Origin of the sequence: Streptomyces sp. NPDC058872 (assembly GCF_042743065.1) — a bacterium.
In the GTDB taxonomy this organism is placed as follows: Bacteria; Actinomycetota; Actinomycetes; order Streptomycetales; family Streptomycetaceae; genus Streptomyces.
Map to the genome: position 1 here is coordinate 1 of NZ_JBHYMK010000095.1, position 18,704 is coordinate 18,704.

Annotated in this window: 17 protein-coding genes; 10 read left to right on the plus strand and 7 right to left on the minus strand. The window is 72.8% G+C overall.

Translation table 11 applies throughout. The features are described 5' to 3' along the window. Window positions 1–128: 128 nt before the first annotated feature. The 4 genes from ACFW22_RS33995 to ACFW22_RS34010 all read right to left on the minus strand — a co-directional run bounded on the left by ACFW22_RS33995 (window position 129) and on the right by ACFW22_RS34010 (window position 4,964). Window positions 129–1,571 carry a GH1 family beta-glucosidase gene (locus ACFW22_RS33995; protein ID WP_386412216.1) on the minus strand — a complete coding sequence of 481 codons (1,443 nt, stop codon included), beginning with the start codon at window positions 1,569–1,571 and terminating at the stop codon, window positions 129–131. Window positions 1,572–1,620: 49 nt separating this feature from the next. Beyond that, window positions 1,621–2,520 (minus strand): carbohydrate ABC transporter permease, encoded by a 900-nt coding sequence (locus ACFW22_RS34000; RefSeq protein ID WP_386412248.1) that lies wholly within the window; start codon window positions 2,518–2,520, stop codon window positions 1,621–1,623. Window positions 2,521–2,532: 12 nt separating this feature from the next. Beyond that, on the minus strand, window positions 2,533–3,540 hold the full coding sequence (locus ACFW22_RS34005) for a carbohydrate ABC transporter permease (RefSeq protein ID WP_386412218.1): 1,008 nt from the start codon (window positions 3,538–3,540) through the stop codon (window positions 2,533–2,535). An 89-nt stretch (window positions 3,541–3,629) separates the two neighbouring features. Then, a complete protein-coding gene (locus tag ACFW22_RS34010; RefSeq protein ID WP_386412220.1) occupies window positions 3,630–4,964 on the minus strand; it encodes an ABC transporter substrate-binding protein in 1,335 nt (444 codons plus the stop codon). 372 nt (window positions 4,965–5,336) lie between these two features. On the opposite strand from ACFW22_RS34010, the gene ACFW22_RS34015 reads away from it, so the two are divergent. Then, complete coding sequence (locus ACFW22_RS34015) at window positions 5,337–6,365, plus strand: LacI family DNA-binding transcriptional regulator (RefSeq protein ID WP_386412222.1); 1,029 nt, start codon at window positions 5,337–5,339, stop codon at window positions 6,363–6,365. Between the two features lie 243 nt (window positions 6,366–6,608). Here ACFW22_RS34015 and ACFW22_RS34020 read toward each other — a convergent pair whose 3' ends face one another. Next, the gene (locus tag ACFW22_RS34020) at window positions 6,609–7,091 is read right to left on the minus strand and encodes a hypothetical protein (RefSeq protein ID WP_386412224.1); all 483 of its coding nucleotides are present in this window, start codon (window positions 7,089–7,091) and stop codon (window positions 6,609–6,611) included. Between the two features lie 467 nt (window positions 7,092–7,558). Between ACFW22_RS34020 and ACFW22_RS34025 the strand changes: the two genes are divergently transcribed. Next, a complete protein-coding gene (locus ACFW22_RS34025; RefSeq protein WP_386412226.1) occupies window positions 7,559–8,098 on the plus strand; it encodes a SigE family RNA polymerase sigma factor in 540 nt (179 codons plus the stop codon). Continuing rightward, entirely contained in the window at window positions 8,098–8,757 is a 660-nt protein-coding gene (locus ACFW22_RS34030; RefSeq protein ID WP_386412228.1) for a hypothetical protein, read from the plus strand. Before ACFW22_RS34025 ends, ACFW22_RS34030 begins: the two co-directional genes overlap by 1 nt. 91 nt (window positions 8,758–8,848) lie before the next feature. Here ACFW22_RS34030 and xylA read toward each other — a convergent pair whose 3' ends face one another. After that, window positions 8,849–10,012 (minus strand): xylose isomerase, encoded by a 1,164-nt coding sequence (gene xylA, locus ACFW22_RS34035; protein WP_386412230.1) that lies wholly within the window; start codon window positions 10,010–10,012, stop codon window positions 8,849–8,851. A 110-nt stretch (window positions 10,013–10,122) separates the two neighbouring features. Between xylA and xylB the strand changes: the two genes are divergently transcribed. From xylB to ACFW22_RS34070, 7 genes are all read left to right on the plus strand, one after another. Further along, complete coding sequence (gene xylB, locus ACFW22_RS34040; RefSeq protein WP_386412232.1) at window positions 10,123–11,607, plus strand: xylulokinase; 1,485 nt, start codon at window positions 10,123–10,125, stop codon at window positions 11,605–11,607. A gap of 263 nt (window positions 11,608–11,870) precedes the next feature. Beyond that, window positions 11,871–12,221, plus strand: coding sequence for a hypothetical protein (locus ACFW22_RS34045; protein WP_386412234.1), 351 nt, complete (start codon window positions 11,871–11,873; stop codon window positions 12,219–12,221). Between the two features lie 162 nt (window positions 12,222–12,383). Continuing rightward, window positions 12,384–13,595, plus strand: a complete 1,212-nt coding sequence (locus ACFW22_RS34050; protein ID WP_386412236.1) for an ROK family protein — start codon at window positions 12,384–12,386, stop codon at window positions 13,593–13,595. Between the two features lie 214 nt (window positions 13,596–13,809). Then, window positions 13,810–15,261, plus strand: a complete 1,452-nt coding sequence (locus ACFW22_RS34055) for an ABC transporter permease (RefSeq protein WP_386412238.1) — start codon at window positions 13,810–13,812, stop codon at window positions 15,259–15,261. 41 nt (window positions 15,262–15,302) lie between these two features. Then, entirely contained in the window at window positions 15,303–16,010 is a 708-nt protein-coding gene (locus tag ACFW22_RS34060) for an ABC transporter ATP-binding protein (RefSeq protein WP_386412240.1), read from the plus strand. Window positions 16,011–16,214: 204 nt separating this feature from the next. Next, complete coding sequence (locus ACFW22_RS34065; protein WP_386412242.1) at window positions 16,215–17,648, plus strand: WGR domain-containing protein; 1,434 nt, start codon at window positions 16,215–16,217, stop codon at window positions 17,646–17,648. 32 nt (window positions 17,649–17,680) lie between these two features. Continuing rightward, a complete protein-coding gene (locus ACFW22_RS34070; protein WP_386412244.1) occupies window positions 17,681–18,133 on the plus strand; it encodes a hypothetical protein in 453 nt (150 codons plus the stop codon). Window positions 18,134–18,182: 49 nt separating this feature from the next. Here the strand turns inward: ACFW22_RS34070 and ACFW22_RS34075 are convergent, their stop codons facing one another. After that, window positions 18,183–18,605 carry a DUF350 domain-containing protein gene (locus tag ACFW22_RS34075; protein ID WP_386412246.1) on the minus strand — a complete coding sequence of 141 codons (423 nt, stop codon included), beginning with the start codon at window positions 18,603–18,605 and terminating at the stop codon, window positions 18,183–18,185. Between the last annotated feature and the right edge of the window lie 99 nt (window positions 18,606–18,704).

Sequence of the window (18,704 nt, forward strand, 5' to 3'; positions counted from 1 at the left end):
GAGGCGGCCGTCGGCGTCCCCGCCGCACGACCGGGGACGCCGACGGCAGGAAAGGGGACTTCCGGTCCTCCCGCAGGCCCCCGCCTCCCGCAGGCCCCCGCCTCCGGTAGGCCCCCGCCTCCGGCTGCTCAGTCCCCGCCGGGCGCGTGCAGCTCTCCCGAGCGGGCCACGCGTCCGTACCAGCGGGCGCTGGACTTCGGAGTGCGCTCCAGGGTGTCGTAGTCCACCCGGACGGCGCCGAACCGTTTGGCGTAGCCGTACGCCCACTCGAAGTTGTCGAGCAGTGACCAGAGGAAGTAGCCGCGCACGTCCGCCCCGTCCTCCATCGCCCGGTGCACCGCCTCCAGGTGCGCATGGACGTAGGCGGCGCGCTCCGGGTCGTGCACCGAACCGTCGGGGCCCACCACGTCCTCGTACGCCGCGCCGTTCTCGCTGACCACCAGGGGGAGGCCGGGACGGGCCGCGGACGTCCGGGCCAGCAGGTCGTACAGTCCGCCCGGGTCGACCGCCCAGCCCATGGCGGTCGGGGTGCCCGGAGCCCGGTGGAAGGCGACCCGGTCCGCGCCCGGCCACGGGGAGTGCTCGCTGTCGCCGTGCCCGTCGTCCTGCGACTTCTCCGCCCCTTCCGGAACCCGCGAGACCACGGTCGGCGTGTAGTAGTTCAGTGCAAGCAGGTCCAGCCGTTGGTTCGCCGTCGCGGTGTCGCCGTCGCGGACGAAGGACCAGTCGGTCAGGTGGGCCGTGTCGGCCAGCAGGTCCTCCGGATAGTCGCCCTCCAGCATGGGGCCCAGCCAGATCCGATTGCCGACGGCGTCGATCCGGCGGACCGCGTCCAGGTCCTCGGCCGAACCGCTCAGCGGCCGGACCTCGTGCAGGTTGAGCGAGACCGCGACCTGTCGGTCCGCCGGCAGCCCCGCGCGCAGGGCCTGCACCGCGAGGCCGTGCCCCAGGTTGAGGTGGTGGGCGGCGCGGAGCGAAGCCACCGGATCGGTGCGGCCGGGGGCGTGCACCCCGGAGCCGTACCCCAGGAAGGCGCTGCACCACGGCTCGTTGAGCGTGGTCCACCGCTTCACCCGGTCGCCGACCGCCTCGGCGACGATCCCCGCGTACTCCGCGAACCGCTCGGCCGTCCCCCGCTCCGGCCACCCCCCGGCGTCCTCCAGTTCCTGCGGAAGGTCCCAGTGGTAGAGGGTCAGGGCCGGTTCGATGCCGAGTGCGAGCAGTTCGTCGACGAGCGCCCGGTAGAAGTCCAGTCCCTTCTGGACCGCGGGGCCCCGGCCGGTGGGCTGGACCCGCGACCAGGAGACGGAGAACCGATAGGCGTTCAGGCCGAGTTCGGCCATGAGCCGGACGTCCTCGCGGAACCGGTGGTAGTGGTCGACCGCCACGTCACCGGTGTGGCCCTCGAAGACCTTGCCGGGGGTGTGCGAGAAGGTGTCCCAGATGGACGGGGTGCGGCCGTCTTCCGCCGCCGCCCCTTCGATCTGGTAGGCGGCGGTTGCCGCACCCCACAGGAAGTCGGGGGGGAACGAGCGGACGGCGGTGAGCGGCCGGGTTTCGGATGCGGTCATCGAGGGGGACTCCCAACGGGGGCGCGGAGGTGGGGGAGGGGACGGCCGGTCAGTTCTTGACGGCGCCGGCCGTGATGCCGCCGACGACGTGTTTGCCGAGGAAGGCGAAGACGAGCAGGAGCGGCACGGTGGAGAGGAGTGCACCGGTCAGCACGACCGCGTGGTCCACGGTGTGGTTGCCCGCCCCGAGGCCGGCCAGCGCGACCTGCAGGGTGGGGTTGCCGTCGGGCGTGAGCGCGATGAACGGCCAGAAGAAGTCGTTCCAGGACTGCACGAAGACCAGCATCCCGAGGACGGCCATGGCGGGCCTCGCCACGGGGAAGACCACGTGCCAGACGATCCTGAGGCTGTGCGCCCCGTCCACCCGGGCCGCCTCCACCAACTCCATCGGCAGTGCCTCCAAGAGGAACTGCCGCATGAAGAAGACGCCGAAGGCGGCGACCAGCGAGGGCAGCACGACGGACTGGAGCTGGTCGAACCAGCCCAGGTCCGTGATGATCCGGTAGAGCGGGATGACGCTGAGCTGGGGCGGGATCGTCATGGTGGCGACCACGAGCGAGAGCAGCGCACCCCGACCCCGGAAGGGCAACTTGGCGAAGGCGAAACCGGCGAGCGTGGAGAACAGTACGGTGGACAGGGCCACCAGGCTCGCCACGATCGTGGTGTTGACCAGGGCCTCGCCCATGTCGACCTGGTTCCAGGCGAAGCCGAGGTTGTTCAGGAGCTGTTTTCCCGGTAGCAGCGGCGCCGGAGCCTCCACGACCCGCTCACCGGTGTGCGAGGCCGCGACCAGGTTCCAGTACAGGGGGAAGAGCGAGACGAAGGCGGCGACGGCGAGCAGGACGTACGTCAGCGGTCCCGCGTGGTGTTGGCGGCCGGCCCCGGGGCGGAGGCGGCGGCCGGGCGGGGCGGCCGGTCGGGCGCTCTTCGGGCGGAGCGGTGCGAGGATGCGTGCCACGGGTCAGCCCCCCAGCTTCTTGCGGCGGTGACGGGAGACGAGCGCCTGGGCGCCGCCGATGAGGAGCAGCAGCAGGAGCATCACCCAGGCGATCGCGGAGGCCTGCCCCAGCGCGCCGGTCACCCAGCCCTTCTCGTACATCAACAGGCTCAGGGTCTGGAACTGGTTGCCGCTGCCGCCACTGATGCCGACGCTGCCGCCGTAGAGCATCGGCTCGCCGAACAGTTGGGTGGCGCCGATCGTGGAGACGATCACCGTGAAGAGGACCGTCGGCCAGATGGACGGGACGGTGATGCTGATGAACTGGCGCCAGCGCGAGGCGCCGTCGAGAGAGGCGGCCTCGTAGAGGTCCTGGGGCACGGCCTGCATGGCGGCCAGGTAGATCAGCGCGTTGTAGCCGGTCCAGCGCCAGGTGACGATCGTCGAGATCGCGATCTGGGCGGGCCACTTGGACGATTCCCAGTCCACCGGGGCGAAGCCGACCCGGTCGAGGAGGCCGTTGATCATTCCGTAGTCGGTGTTGAAGAGTTGGGCGAAGACCAGGGTCGCCGCCGCGATCGAGGTGGCGTAGGGAGCGAGGACCGCGACCCGGAAGAAGCCGCGCCCGCGGAGCCGGTAGTTGAGGAGGTGGGCCAGGCCCAGGGCCGTGAGTAGTTGGGGGACGGTCGAGAGCACCCCGATGGTGAAGGTGTTGAGCAGCGCGTTCCAGAAGAACTCGCTGCTTGCGAGGTCGGTGTAGTTCTCCAGCCCCTTCCAGCTCGGCTCGCCGCCGAGTTCGACCCGGTGGAGCGAGAGCCAGCCGGTGTAGAGCAGCGGGAACAGGCCGAAGGCCGCGAAGGTGAGGAAGAAGGGGGCGACGAAGACGTACGGGACCGCCTTGGCGTCCCAGCGGTGGAGCCTGCTGCGCAGGCCGGGCGGGACGGGGCCGCGGCTGCGGGGCCGGCCGGTGGAGGAGGGCGGTGCGACGGGCGGCGGGGCGCCGTCCCGCTTCGCCCGAACGGAGGTGGCCACGGGGGCGTCCTTCCAGGTCGATGCGTGCGGTGTGCGGACGGTGCCGGTCCGGCACCCGTGGACGACGGCGGACCGGCACGCGGTCCCCGCTACTGGTCGATCTTGTCGTCGACCAGCTTCTTGACGTTCTCCCAGGCCTTTGCCGGTTCGGTGCCGCGCTGCTCGATGTCGAGGATGCCGTTGTCGGTGAGGAAGGTCTTCACCTGGCCGTCGTAGCGACTGATGGCGGCGGGGGTGATGCCGGCCGCCGCGCTGGAGAAGATCTTGCCGACCGGGGTGTCCCCGAAGTACGGGAGCTTGGCCTCCTGGACCGCCGAAGAGGCGAGCGTGTCCTTGGAGCTGGGGATGTTGCCGTTGACCGCGAACACCTTGGCGTGCTGCTCGGGGGCGGTCAGCCAGGCCGTGAGCTCGGCGGCCTCCTTCGTGTGCTTGCCCGCCTTGGGCACGGCGAGGAAGGATCCGCCCCAGTTTCCGGCGACCGGGGGCGCGGCGATGTCCCACGTGCCCTGGTTGGCGGGGCCCGCCTGGTCCTTGATGATGCCGGTCATCCAGCTCGGGCAGGCGACCGTGGCGAACTTCGAGTTCTTGAAGGCCGCGTTCCAGGTGCCCTTCTCGTCGAACTGGCGCAGCTTGGCGGTGAGCCCGCCCTGGGCCGCCCGTACGGCCGTGTCCCAGGCCTTCTGCACGCCGGGGCTGTTCTCCCAGTCGAGCTCGCCGTTCGCGTCGGCGTACTGCACCGGGTCGCTGGAGACGACCGCGTTGAAGAGGCCGCTCGCGGAGTCGTGGAAGGCGGTCCCGGCGGGTGCCGCGGCCTTGTACTTCTCGCCGGTCGCCAGGAACTTGGACCAGTCGCCGGCCCACAGCGCGGCGACCTCCTCACGCGTGGTGGGCAGTCCGGCCCGGGCGAAGAGGTCCTTGTTGTAGCAGATGGCCATGGGGCCGATGTCGGTGCCGAGGCCGATGACCCGACCGTCGGCCGTCGTCGCCTGCTTGACCTTCCAGTCGAGGAAGTCGTCGAGGTCCGCGCCGCCCTCCTTGCCCAGGTCGACCCACTTGCCCGCCATCGCCGTGCCGGTCGCCTCGGCGATGTAGCCCACCTCGATGGCCTGGATGTCGGCGACGCCGCTGTTCTGGGAGAGGCGGAGCTTGAGCGTGTCCCAGTACTTCTGTCCGTCGGAGACGTTCGACTCCTCGATCTTGATGTGGGGATGGAGCCGTTCGTATGCGGCGTAGAGCTTGGCGCCGGTCTCGTCGTCGTACCCGAAGGAACCGAAGGTCCCGATCCGCAGCGTGATCCTTTCCGTCCCCCGGGCGCTCGTGTCGCCGTCGCTGCCGCAACCGGTGAGCAGGGCCGTACCGGTCGCGACGACGGCGACGGCCGCGATCGCCGCACGGCGCCCGCGTCTGCTGATGGAACTGTGCATTCCACTCTCCTCGTCCAAGGTGGTGCTCGATGTGCGTCAAAGGGGCCCGGCGGGCTGAAGGCGACTCCGGCGGCGTCCGCCCGGGCTCGGTGCAGGGCTGTGTGACAGAAAGTGGGAGCGCTCCCACTTCGCTGCCGGAAGGTTGCTGCCCGGCGGGTGCGGGTGTCAAGGAGTGCGCACGGATTCGTTGCCGGGAGGTTTTCCGGAGGTTTCGACCCGCCGTGCGGTCGTCGGGGAGCTGTTCCGGAGGGCTGGGATGCGTGAGGGCGGTGGGGGCGGTGGGGTAGTGTGGGAGCGCTCCCATTTCTTTGGGGGCCGTGCGCTCCGATAGGCGGCAGCGACACGTCGCCGGGCGGGGGGAGCACGGAAGTCGTGGGCGGACGGCACGGTGGCAGGCCCACCCTGGACCAGGTCGCGGCCAGGGCCGGGGTCGGCCGGGGCACGGTCTCCCGGGTGATCAACGGCTCCCCCCGGGTGAGCGAGCAGGCCAGAACGGCCGTCGCCAGGGCCGTCGCCGAACTCGGCTACGTCCCCAACCAGGCCGCCCGTGCCCTGGCCGGGAGCCGGACCGACGCCGTGGCCCTGGTCATTCCCGAGGCCGAGGCCCGACTCTTCGCGGAGCCCTACTTCCTCGACCTCATCCGCGGTGTCAGCGCCGAACTCGCCGAAGCCGACAAGCAACTCCTGCTCACCCTGGTCCGCAGTGAGCAGGAACGGCAGCGCTTCGAGCAGTACCTCGCCGCCCAGCGGGTCGACGGCGTGCTGATCGCCTCCGTCCACGCAGACGATCCGCTGCCCGACCGCATCAGGGAACTCGGACTTCCGGTGGTCATGAACGGTCGTCGCACCGAAGCCGAGCCCGTGCCCTACGTCGACTCCGACAACATCGCTGCGGGGCGGACCGCCGTCGCCCACCTGGTGGGACGCGGCCGTAGCCGGATCGCCACCATCACCGGGCCGCTCGACATGTACGTGGCGCGGGCCAGGCTCGGCGGCTATCGGGCCGGACTCGCGGAGGCGGGTCTGCCGCCCGGGGAAACGCTCGAGGCCACCGGTGACTTCACCGAGGAGGGCGGCCGGCGCGCCATGCGACTGCTGCTCGACCACAGGCCCGACCTGGACGCCGTCTTCGTCGCCTCCGATGTGATGGCGGCCGGTGCGCACCGGGTATTGAGGGAGGCGGGCCGTCGGGTACCGCAGGACGTGGCCCTGGTCGGGGTCGACGACTCTCCGGTGGCGCGGCTCATGGACCCGCCGTTGACGAGTGTGCGCCAGCCCATCGAGGACATGGGGCGCACGATGGCGCGGATGCTGCTCCGACAGGGTGCGGCGGTCGCCCCGGTCGAGCCGCTCCGGCAGGTGCTCCCGACGGAGCTGATCGTGCGGCGGTCCTGCGGCTGACCGTTGCGGACGGTGCTCGGCCCGCCGGGCGCGGGGCGGACTCCACCCGGTCACGAAGCCCCCGGGGCACTCCGACCTCGTCGCGGCCCCCGGTCTGCGTCGGGCCGGCGGCCAAGAGGTTCCGTACGACGACGACCGCCCTTGCCCCGGCACCGACGCGGCAGGTCCCGCAGCCACAAGGGTGAAGCCGGAGGCCGGCCACCCGGCGGTCCGGCCAACCGTCCGGAGGGAGGACGCCGCCGATCAACGGACCGGCAGAGCCGTCAGCGCCAGGTCCCACTGGTCGGCCGCGTGAAGCAGTGCGGCCGTGTCCATCCTGACCTCCACGACGTACGCGTAGATCTCCGCCCCCGCATCGCCCCGTTGCCACGGAGGCGCCGCCTCCAGGGACAGGTGCACGCGAACCACCGCCCCGCCCCCGCTCCGATCGGTGAGCCCGACGGCCAGCACCGGTTCCACGAACCAGGTGTCCGGGGACCACCGGCCTTCGGCGTCGGGCCCGGTGGCAACCACCGTTCCCGCGGCCACCGCGCGCAACCAGGCGGACAGCTCGCGGGCCTCATCGACCAGCAGACAGGGATCGGCAAAGGACCAACTGCCCTCGGGGGTCGTCACCGTTCCGCCGACGACCAGCCAGTCGTCGTCGTACGGGTCACCCCGCACTTCGGAGAACTGGTGGCGCAGCGGACGGAGCTCGACGCTGTTCTCGTGATCGCTCAAAAGCACCGCCACAGGGTGGCACGGGCCCTCCCGTCCCCCACGGCACGTGGGCACCCCCTCGCGCATCCGGGGCCCGGCGCCCGCCAGCCGGACGCGACGGACCTGCCGCGAGCGCACGCTCCCCGCCCGTGTCGGGGCACACGTCGAGCGGCGGTCGACCCGGGCCGACCGCACCGCCCCCGGACGATCCGACCCTTGGTCGGAAGTCCGGGGCGGGGGTCCGCCTGGACAGTCCGTCGAACCCCCGCTTAGGGTCGGGGCCGACCCGTCGGGCTGCTGCCCGGAGACCGGGAACCCTCCAGGAGCACACACGTGGTCACCCCCGCCGATGTCGCCCGCCACGCCGGGGTCCCGGTCAGCACCCTCAGTCGTGGGCCCGGGTGGAGGGCGCTCCGCACCCCCTCCACCCGCGGACGGATCCGGTGCGGCGCCGCGCTCCTCGCCCTCCGCAGCCGCCCCGACGGGGAAGCGCCGTGAGCGCGCCGGACGCCGAGACCGGCGACCGGGAAGCGGAGTTCCGGGCCTTCTTCGAGCGCCACTACGCCGAACTCGCCCGTCTCGCACACCTGCTGACCGGTGAGACCGACGCCGCAGACGACCTGGCCGCCGACGCCATGCTCGCGCTCTGGCGCCGCTGGGACCGGGTCCGAGCCGCCGAGCATCCGGCCGCCTACGCCCGAGGGGTCGTCGCCAACCTCGTCCGTACCCGGATCCGCGGTGCCGTCCGCGAACGCCGCCGGATCGCCGCCTTCTGGGACCGGCGTCCGGAGCACGTCGAGGGCCCCGACGTCCCCGCCGTCGTCGACGTCCGCACCGCGCTCTGTGCCCTGCCCTTCCGCAAGCGTGCTTGTGTCGTGCTGCGGCACGCCTTCGACCTCTCCGAACGAGACACCGCCCTCGTCCTGGGGGTCTCCGTCGGGACGGTCAAGAGCCAGACGGCCAGGGGCATGAAGGAGCTGCAGCGGCTGCTCGGCGACCGGGCCGCCACCGAACTCGCCGCGAGGAGGCCTTGATGGACGACGCACGACTGCGCCAGCGACTCAAGGAGGCCGCCGATGCACACCGGCCCGACCGCGCCCGCATCCTCGCCCGCGTGGAACGCGGCCTCGCCGCCCCCGTCCCGACCGGCCGGCCGACCCGACCGGCGCGTCCGTCGGTGCGCCGACGCTGGACGGTGGTCGTGGCCGTCACCGCCGCCGTGACGGCTGCCGTCGGCCTCGGCGGCCTCGCGGCGACCTCGCTGGACGACCGCAGGCCCGGACCGGTCACCACCCTCCCCGCGCCCGGTCCGACGGCGCGGGCGACCGGCACGGTCGGCCCCGGAAGCAACCGCTGGTGGGCGCAGAGCGACCTCGCGGTGACGACCGGGTCACCGGTCGCGGGCCTCACCGTCGAGGTGCGGATCGTGCGCACCCCCGGTGTCGTGAGCACCGGTCACTGGCGTACCCGACCCGCCGAGGACTTCACCGTGACGGTGACCGAGGAGGCCCGTGCGCTCGTCTACCGCTGGACGCTCAAACCGGGACGCACGGTGCCGCCCGGCCCGCACGCCTTCGCGGCGCAGTACGACCACGCCGAGGGCGCGCGGGACGCTTCGGGGGACACCTACCGCGTCCTCCTGACCGGCCCCGACGGGGGCCGCACCCTCCTCAGGGGCGGCTTCGGGGGCTGATCCGCAGTGGCGCCCCACCGGTGCGGAGGCGGGCGGCCCCGCCGCGCCCGGTGGGGCCGCTGCCGTGGGCCGTGCCGGTGCGGACGGGGCGTCAGCGCACGCCGAGCAGGTGTTCCAGGGCCAGTTGGTCCAGGTGCTCGAAGGCCATCGAACGGCAGGAGGCCGCGTCCGGATCGAAGTCCTCGTAGGCCGTGCGGTCGGAGAGGAGCCCCGCGAGGCCGTCGGTGGCGGTGGGGACCGCGAGTTCGGGCAGCCGGGAGGCGGCGAGCGCCGCCGTGACCTCCGGGTCGGCGCGGAAGGCCGCCGCGCGTTCCTTGAGGATCAGATAGTTGCGCATGCAGTTCTTCGCGGACTCCCACACCCCGTCGATGCCGTCCGTGCGCAGCGGTTTGAAGTCGAAGTGGCGCGGGCCCCGGTAGCCGCTGGTCTCCAACAGGTCCACCAGCCAGAACGCCTGGAGCAGATCGCCCGCCCCGAAACGGAGGTCCTGGTCGTACTTGATGCCGGCCTGGCCGTTCAGATCGATGTGGAAGAGCTTTCCCGCCCACAGTGCCTGCGCGATGCCGTGCGGGAAGTTGAGCCCGGCCATCTGTTCGTGGCCCGTCTCCGGGTTGACGCCCACGAGTTCGGGTCGCTCCAGCCGCTCGATGAAGGCGAGGGCGTGGCCGATCGTGGGCAGCAGGATGTCGCCGCGGGGCTCGTTCGGCTTGGGCTCGATCGCGAAGCGCAGGTCGTAGCCCTGCTCGGTGACGTACTGGCCGAGCAGGTCGAAGGCCTCCTTCATCCGGTCGAGCGCGATCCGGACGTCCTTCGCCGCCCCCGACTCGGCGCCTTCGCGACCTCCCCAGGCGACGTAGGTGGTGGCGCCGAGTTCGACGGCCAGGTCGATGTTGCGGAGGGTCTTGCGGAGGGCGAAGCGCCGCACGTCGCGGTCGTTGGCGGTGAAGGCGCCGTCCTTGAAGACGGGGTGGGCGAAGAGGTTCGTGGTGGCCATCGGCACGGCGAGCCCGGTCCGGTCCAGGGCGGCCCGGAACCGCTTGACGACGGCGTTGCGCTCCGCCTCCTGCGCGCCGAAGGGGATGAGGTCGTCGTCGTGGAAGGTGACGCCGTACGCGCCGAGGGCGGCCAGCCGCTCGACGGACTCCACGGGATCCAGGGCGGGACGGGTCGCTTCGCCGAAGGGATCGCGCCCCTGCCAACCGACGGTCCACAGTCCGAAGGTGAAACGGTCCTCGGGAGTGGGGGAGAAGGACATGGCCACGGTGGCTCCTCGCTACTGGCCGCCAGATTTGTTTTCTGTGATAACTAATAGGGGATGGAGCCGTCCGGCGCCAGCCCCGAAGAGCTGGGAAACGAGGTGAGGGAGTGTCCGTGAGCCGCTCCGTCGTGATCGGCGTGGACAGTTCCACGCAGTCCACCAAGGCCGCCGCCGTCGACGCCGACACCGGCGAGCTCCTCGCCCTCGGCCGCGCCCCGCACACCGTCACCGGTGCCGACGGAGCACGCGAGGGCGACCCCGAGCAGTGGTGGACCGCCCTCGTCACGGCCGTCCGCACGGCGGTGCGGGACGCGGGCGTTCCGTCCTCCGCCGTGGCCGGCATCGCGGTCGCCGGCCAACAACACGGGCTCGTCGTCCTCGGCCCCACCGGTCGCCCCCTGCGACCCGCGCTGCTCTGGAACGACACCCGCGCCGCCCCTCAGGCGGCGGCGCTCGCCACCCGCCTCGGCGGCCCCGAGGCCTGGCTCGCCCGCGTCGGATCGGTCCCCGTCGCCTCCATGACGGTCGCCACGTGGCAGTGGCTGTGCGAGCACGAGCCGGAGCGCGCCGCCGCCACCACCGGTGTCCGCCTCCCGCACGACCACCTCACCGAACGCCTTTCCGGCGCCGCCGTCACCGACCCCGGAGACGCCTCTGGGACCTGCTGGTACGGGACCGCCGACGGCACCTATGACCGCGACGTCCTCGACCTCATCGGCCTCGACCCCGCCTTGCTCCCGGCCGTCGCCCCTTCCGGCGCCACCCGCGTCGGTACCCTGACCCCCGCCGCCGCCGACGCCCTCGGCCTGCCCCGCACGGTCGTCGTCGCCGCCGGCACCGGCGACAACATGGCCGCGGCCGTGGGGCTCGGCCTCGGCGGCGCAGGCCTCCTCGACCACCCCGTCGTCAGCCTCGGCACGTCCGGCACCGTCTTCGCCGCGACCCGCGAGCGCGCCGCCGCCGCCGGGCTCGCCGGCTTCGCCGCCACCGACGGCACGTACCTCCCGCTCGGCTGCACCCTCAACTGCACGCTCGCCGTCGACCGGTTCGCCACCCTCCTCGGACTCGACCGCGAGGACGGCGCGCCCGGCGGGGACCGCGGTGTCGTCGTCCTGCCGTACCTCGACGGCGAACGCACCCCCGACCTCCCGCACGCGACCGGCCTCGTCACCGGCCTCCGCCACGACACCGAACCCCGCACGATCCTCGGTGCCGCCTACGAGGGCGCTGCCTTCACCGTGCTGCGCGCCCTGGACCGGCTCCTCGCCGCCTGCGGCCTCGACCCCGCCGAACCCTCCGCAAGGGACCGCACGCTGCGCCTCGTCGGGGGCGGGGCGCGCGGTCGGACCTGGATCGAAACCGTGCGCAGGCTCTCCGGCCGCCCCCTGCTCGTGCCCGAGGCCGACGAACTCGTCGCCCTCGGTGCCGCGGCGCTCGCCGCGGGAGCCGCCACCGACACCGATCCGGTGGCCCTGGCCACCGCCTGGGGCACGGGCGAGGGTGTCCTCCTCCCGCCGCTGCCCCGCGACCGGGACACCTGGGACCGGATCGAGGAGGTGCTCGCCGCCGCGACCCCGACCCTGCTGGGGTGACGGGCCCGGTTCCGCGCACGGCCCCGCGAGTCCCGCACGGGTCGTCGGCTCCGGTCGGCCGCGGCGGCCGACGGGGACGTCCGGAAGGGACCTTCCGCCCTCCCCGTGCCGGCCGTACCCGCCGCCGCGGACGGCCCGGGGCGCCGTCCGGCCGGTCCCGGGCCGTGGGAGGATGGCGCCCGTGAAGGATGTGCGAAGGGGCCGTGCCGCGTAGGAGACCGGCTTCGCTCCGACGGCAGCGGCGCCGCGGGGGAAGCCCCCTGGTGCGCTACCGCGACGTTCCGGGCCTGTCGGGGCGGGCGAACGCCGCTGTCCGCGAGCTTGAGGGGAAGCGCTTGTCCCCGGGCGTGGTGGCGGCGGCGCTGAGCGTCTGGTCCGTGCGCGTCCACGGCACCAAGCGCGACTGGAGGCCGTGGGAAGCCGAGTTCACTTGCCGGTGCTGCGGCGAGGAGTGGGCCCGGGACACGCTGCAGAGCGCCTTGTGGATGCTTCCGCCGAGGGCTGCCGGGGAACTCCGGCGCCACGTGGACCGCCTGGACGCGGTGCTCCTGGACCGGACGCACCACGAGCCGGCGGCGGAAGCGGAGCTGCCGTGGTGGCACCGCAGGTGCTGACCCGTGACCGCCCCCGGCGATCGGGCCCGCCGGAACGGCCCCCGCCCGAGCCCGGTGCGGAATGCGAGGGGCCGGTTCGGCTGCCGAACCGGCCGTGTCGGCGGCGCCGTCGACGGACCGTTTCCGCGTGGGCGAAAGAGGCCGACTAGGCTCTCGCTCACCATGAACCAGCCCACGGAACCCAAGGCCGACAAGTCGGGCGTGCGACGGCACAACCTGAGCCTCGTCCTGAGGACCGTCCACGAGGCCGGCGAGACGACGCGGGCGGCGGTCGCGGCCCGCGTCGGGCTCACCAGGCCCGCCGTCTCCTCCCTGGTCGAACAGCTCCTCGACCTCGGTTTCCTCGTGGAGTCGGGCAAGACCTTCAGCGGACAGGCGGGGCGGCCGGGCACCGTCCTCAAGCCGGCGGACACCGGACCCGCCGGCCTCGGCGTCGAGATCAACGTCGACTACGTCACCGTCTGCGTCGTCGACCTGACGGGCGCCGACCGCATCCGCCGCACCGAACGCCTCGACAACCGCGCCGCCGAGGCCGAGGACGTCCTCGCCCGCGCGGCCGTGGTGGCCGCGGAAGCCCTCGAAGAGGCGGCCGAGCGCCGCCTCGCCCCGGCCCGCGCCGGACTCGCCCTCCCCGGACTGGTGTCCGGCGGAACCGTCCGACAGGCCCCCAACCTTGGCTGGAACGACGTCCCGGCCGGATCCCTCTTCGGCGCGGCCCTCGCCGCACTGCGCCCCCACACCGCAGGCCTTCCGGTCACCTCGGACAACGAGGCCAACATGGCGGCCCTCGCCGAGCTCTGGTTCGGCTCCCTCGGGGAGCTCCGCACCTTTCTGCACCTGACGGGCGAGATCGGCGTCGGCGGTGCGATCGTCGTCCGCGGCGAGCTCCTGCGCGGCGCCCACGGATTCGCCGGGGAGATCGGGCACCTGGTCGTGGACGCCGAAGGGCCGCTCTGCCGCTGCGGTTCCCGCGGCTGTCTCGAACAGTACGCCGGACAGGCCGCGCTGCTCGCCGTGACGGGGGCCGCCGACGTCCCGGACCTCGCCCGCCGGGCAGAGGCGGCGGAGCCGGGCGTCCGCACCGCCCTCGCCGATGCCGGCCGGATGCTCGGCCGGGCCCTGTCGGGAGCAGTCAACCTCCTCGACCCCGAGGCCGTCGTCCTGGGCGGCATCTATCCGCGCCTGATGCCCTGGCTGGCTCCCGCCCTGATGGAGGAGCTCGCCGCCCGGGTCGTCTCCGGCCTCTGGGCCCCGGACGGGGACCGGCTGCGACCGGCGTCCGCCACCACGGACGCCGCACGCGGGGCCGCGGCCCTCGTCCTCCACGACGTACTGGCCGACCCGCTGTCCCACGCCGCGCTGCCGCACGCCTGACCCCCGCCCGGTCGGGACCCGCCCTCCCCGCCCGGAGGTCCCGTCGCACCCGTGCGGGCCCGACCGCCTCCCCGCCGTTCCTGACGTCGTGGAAGCGCACCCCGGACGCCCCGGAGGTCGGGACGGACCCCTGCCCCGTGCCGCCGCGCCGCTCTCATCCCGCTCTCATGCGGGCCTTATCCCCTCATCACGCGCGGCCCCTAATTTCGCGGCCATGTTCTTCACCTACCTCCGGCGCGAGCTGCGCCGTCGCAGAAAGGCGGCGCTCGTCGTCGCCTCCGGGCTCGCGCTCGGCATCGCGCTGGTCATCGTCGTCAACTCCGTCTCCGCCGGCATGAGCCGCGCCCAGGGCAAGGTCCTGGAGTCCCTCTACGGGCTCGGCACGGACCTGACGGTGACCAAGGCACAGGAACGGCCCGAGGCCGGGGCGCAGCCGCAACGGCCCCGCTTCGAGTTCCAGGGCAAGGAGGACGGAGAGGAGCAGAGCAGCGATCGACTGATGGTCCAGGGCTTCCAGACCCTCGCCGACTCCACCGTCGGCACGGTCGCGAAGCAGCAGGGCGTCGCCCGGGCCGTCGGAGGCCTGAGCCTCGTCAACCTGAAGATCAACGGCGAGTTCAGGCGAGGCCAGATCCAGCGCGGCCAGAACCCGCCGGACGGTCGGGCCGGAGGGGGCTCGGGCTCGGGCGAGGGCGACACCGTGACCGGCGGGGGCGCCGCCTTCGACGTCGACTCCTTCACGATCTACGGCACTGACGTCACCGTCCCCGACCTCGGACCCCTCACCACCTCCACGGTTTCCACCGGCCGCACCTTCACGACCGCCGAGACCGACGCCGAGGTCGCCGTCGTCGACAGTGCCTACGCCCAGCAGAAGGACCTCTCGGTCGGTGACGAACTGGCCGTCAAGGGAGTCGAGTTCGAGATCATCGGCATTGCGGCCGCCGACAGCGGACAGTCCGCCGCCCAGGTCTATCTGCCCCTGAAGCAGGCGCAGACCCTCTCCGAGTCCGCCGGCAAGATCACCACGATCTATGTGAAGGCGACCGACTCGACACGGATCGACGCGGTCAAGACCGCCATCCAGAAGAACGTTTCCGGTACCACCGTCACCACTTCGGCCGACCTCGCGCAGACGGTATCGGGCTCGCTCGACACCGCGGCCGACCTCGCCTCCAACGTCGGCAAGTGGCTTTCGTACGCGGTACTGCTCGCCGCCGTCCTCGTCGCGGGACTCCTCACCTCCTCCGCCGTCGGGCGCCGGGTCCGTGAGTTCGGCACCCTCAAGGCCCTCGGCTGGAAGAGCGGCCGGGTCACCCGGCAGGTCGTCGGCGAGGCCCTCGTCAACGGAGTCATCGGCGGCGCCCTCGGCATCGCGATCGGCCTTGCCGGTGCCTACGCCGTCACCGCTACGAGCCCGACCCTCACCGCCGAACTCGGCTCGGGCGGAGGCACGTTCGGCGGGGGGCGCGGCGGCATGGGCTTCGGCGGCGCCCGTACGGCGGTCGGCAAGACGGTCGACATCGCCCTCACCGCCCCCGTCAGCGTCACCACCGTGGGTCTGGCCGTCCTCCTGGCCCTCGGCGGCGGTCTCGTCGCCGGTGCCTTCGGTGCCTGGCGCGCCTCACGGCTGCGCCCCGCCGACGCACTGCGCCGCGTCGAGTAGTCGACCGCCCGAACCCACCCACGCACCACAGGAGTCCCACCATGTACGAACTCATCGGCGTCACCAAGCAGTACCGGCGGGGACAGAAGAGAGTCGACGCCCTCGCCGGGATCGACCTCACCCTCGCCCGGGGGGACCGGCTCGTCATCCAGGGCCCCACGGGCGGCGGCAAGTCGACCCTGCTGCAGATGCTGGGCGGCCTCGACCGCCCCACCTCGGGCCGGGTCCTGCTCGACGGCGTCGACCTGGCAGGGCTCTCGGAGCGCAGGCTGACCGCCGTCCGCGGCGAGAACATCGGCTTCGTCTTCCAGAGCTTCAACCTCATCCCCACGCTCACCGCGCAGGAGAACGTGGAGACCGCGCTCGTGCCCCTCGGGGTCAAGGCCGCCGAGCGGCGGAGCAGGGCCGCCGAGGCCCTGGAGTCCGTCGGACTCGGCGAGCGCCTCGGCCACCTGCCGTCCGAGCTCTCCGGTGGCCAGCAGCAGCGCGTGGCGATCGCCCGTGCCCTGGTGAAGCGGCCCAAGGTGCTCCTCGCGGACGAACCGACCGGCAACCTCGACGAGTCGATGCGCGACGAGATCGTGGACCTGCTCGAAGGGCTCTGCGACGCGCACGGCCTCACCTTCGTCATGGTCACCCACGACAGCGCCGTCGCCCGCCGGGCACACCGCCTGGCCACGATCCGCAAGGGACACATCACGGTCAAGGAGAACCGACAGCCGGCGGCCCCGGACCCGGTCGAAGCCTGAGGGCACCGGACCCGGGTGCCGTCCGGCACGCCGCGAGGTGCCGTTCGGCTGCCGGAGGAGGCCCGTCACGGACCCGTGGGCCCGGCCCGCCCCGGCGTGCGCCCCGACACGCCGGGGCGGTGGCGACCGCGGTGCCCGGAACCCGGACACCGCCGTCGCCGTCGACCGCCGCCGATGTCAGTGGTGACCCCTACCGTTCTGGTCATGACGACGACCTATCTGGAGCTGTCCCAGGACGGCGGCGGTGCCCACAAGTTCTACGAAGTGACCGTCGAGGCGCTCGCGGTGTCGGTCCGTTACGGCCGGATCGGCTCCGACGGGCAGATGCAGCGCTCGACGTTCCCGACCGAGGCGAAGGCCCGGGCAGCGGCGGCGAAGAAGATCGGGGAGAAGGTGCGCAAGGGGTACGCCCCCGCAGTCCGGGGACAGCGCGCCGCACGCCCGGTGACGCGTCGGGAGGTCAGCTCCACCCCCTCCAGCGCACGCGCCGTCGCTCCCGTCCTCTGGCGCTTCCGGACCGGCTCGTCCGCCTTCGGCATCCACGTCGAAGAGGACCGCTGCTGGGTGGGCAACCAGGCGGGGGAAGTCTTCACACTCGACCACGAGGGAGGGGTGCAGGCCAGGTTCAGCTTGCCGGACGGCGTCAAGTGCCTGGTGGCCGACGACTTCTGGATCTACGCGGGCTGTGACGACGGGAAGGTGTACGACCTGTCGTCCAAGCTCCCCTTCGCGGCGTACGACATCGCCGCCGACGTGGACATCTTCTGGCTCGACATCCACGAGGGCGTGTTGCACGTCGCCGACCGGTCCGGCCGTTTGACGGTCATCGACCACGAGGACGAGCACCAGTGGGCGCGGACCGGAGCCGGGGAGCACGCCTGGATGGTCCGGGCGGACGGCGACGCCGTGTACTACGGGGACACCCGGGGCGTCTCCGCCCATGCGCCGGACGGCAGCGGCGAGCGGTGGCACACGAAGACCGGGGGCGGGGTCCTGTTCGGCTGGCAGGAGGACACCGCGGTCTACGCGGGAACGTCCCGCAAGAAGGTGCAGCGACTCGCCAAGGAGGACGGGCGGGTGGAGGCGGAGTACTCCTGTGACGGTCCGGTGTACTCGTGCGCCACTTCACCGGGCGGCCGGTTCGTCTTCGCGGGGGACTCGGCCTCCTCCGTCTACTGCTTCGCGGAGGACGGCACCCGACTGTGGAAGCTCGGCACCGGCGGCGGCTCGGCGCTCTCCATGCAGTACCGCAACGAGCGGCTCTACCTGGTGACCACGGACGGTTCGCTGGTCTGCGTGGACGCCGGCGAGGCGGCGATCCGGGCCGCGCAGGGGGGCGCGGTTCCGGTCGCCCGGGACGTCAAGCTCGACGCCGCCCTCCCGGTGTACGAGCCGGCCACGACCGCGACCGCGGTCACCGCGGTCCAGGACGTTCCGGCCGGTTCGGTGGTGGTGGAGTGCGTGGGCGAAGGGAACAGGACCCGGGTGCGGGTCGTCTCGCAGGGGTACGACTCAGGGTGGAACGTGCAGTTCCCGCGGGCGATCCGGGAGCCCGGTGCGCGGTACGTGGTGGATGCCCTGCACCCGGCCGCCGGCGGCTTCTACCGGGTCCGCGGTGACATCCGGCGGCTGCTGTGACCGGACCGGGAGGCGGGGGCGGAGCCGCGGGGGTGTTCGAGGCCGCCACCGGTGACGGCCCGCCGCTGCCGCGGTCCGGGGCCGAGCAGCGGTCGCGCGAGGTCCGCACCGCGGTCGACGGGCTCCTCCAGATCCGACGGCTGACCCTGCGTCGGGGCGGTGACCCGAGGGACGTTCCCGCCGATTGGGAGCGTCGCCAACCGGTCCGTGCGGTGGCCCTGGCCCTGGAGGCCGGCGGAATCCCGCCCTCGTCCACGGACGGCTCCGGAGCACGCTTGTCCACCGGATACCGGGTCAGGCCGGGGGAGGGGGACGGAGCGACAGTGGTGGAATGGCTCGGTCCGCCCGGTGCGGGCGCCGCCCGGGAAGAGGCGGCGGCCCTCGCCGCCTGCGCGACCGCCCTGGCAGGGCTCGGTTGGGAGGCGCTGCTCTACCGGGGACCGCGCGGGCGTCGTTTCCTGGAGGTGGAGCCCAGCGCGACCTGAGCGGTCGGGCGGCCGGCGCAACGGGCGGGGAGCGTCCGCTCCGCGAGGATCAGGCGATGGAGGCGGAGACGATCGCCGAGACCGCGAGGTTGCAGGAGGCGGTCACCCAGACCGCCGGGTGCGGCTCGGGATCGACGAGGAGGGCACCCAGCTTCCCGGGCGTGAAGAGGTCGACGACGATGAAGGCCACGGCCATCATCACCAGACCGAGGAGACCGAACACGGCCGTCGAGACCAGTCCCTTGCCGAAGTCGTCGTACGTCGTCCAGATCGAGGTGAAGACGACACCTCCGACGCCGAGCAGCGCCGAGACCAGCAGGATCGCGGCGTTGCGGTTGCGGTCCGCCCAGATCTGACGCCGGAGGTTCCCCGGGGTCAGCAGGTCCACGAGCACGATGCCGAGGATCAGCAGGACCACGCCGAGCGCGCCGTAGGCGCCGGCCCGGCCGAGGCCGTTGACTATGTCGCTCATGAAACGCCGACTCCGAGAGGTTGCGATCCCAGGGGATCGTCGGTCAAGGACCGGCAAAATGTAGCGCACGGAGAACGCCCGCTGTCTCTTATACACATC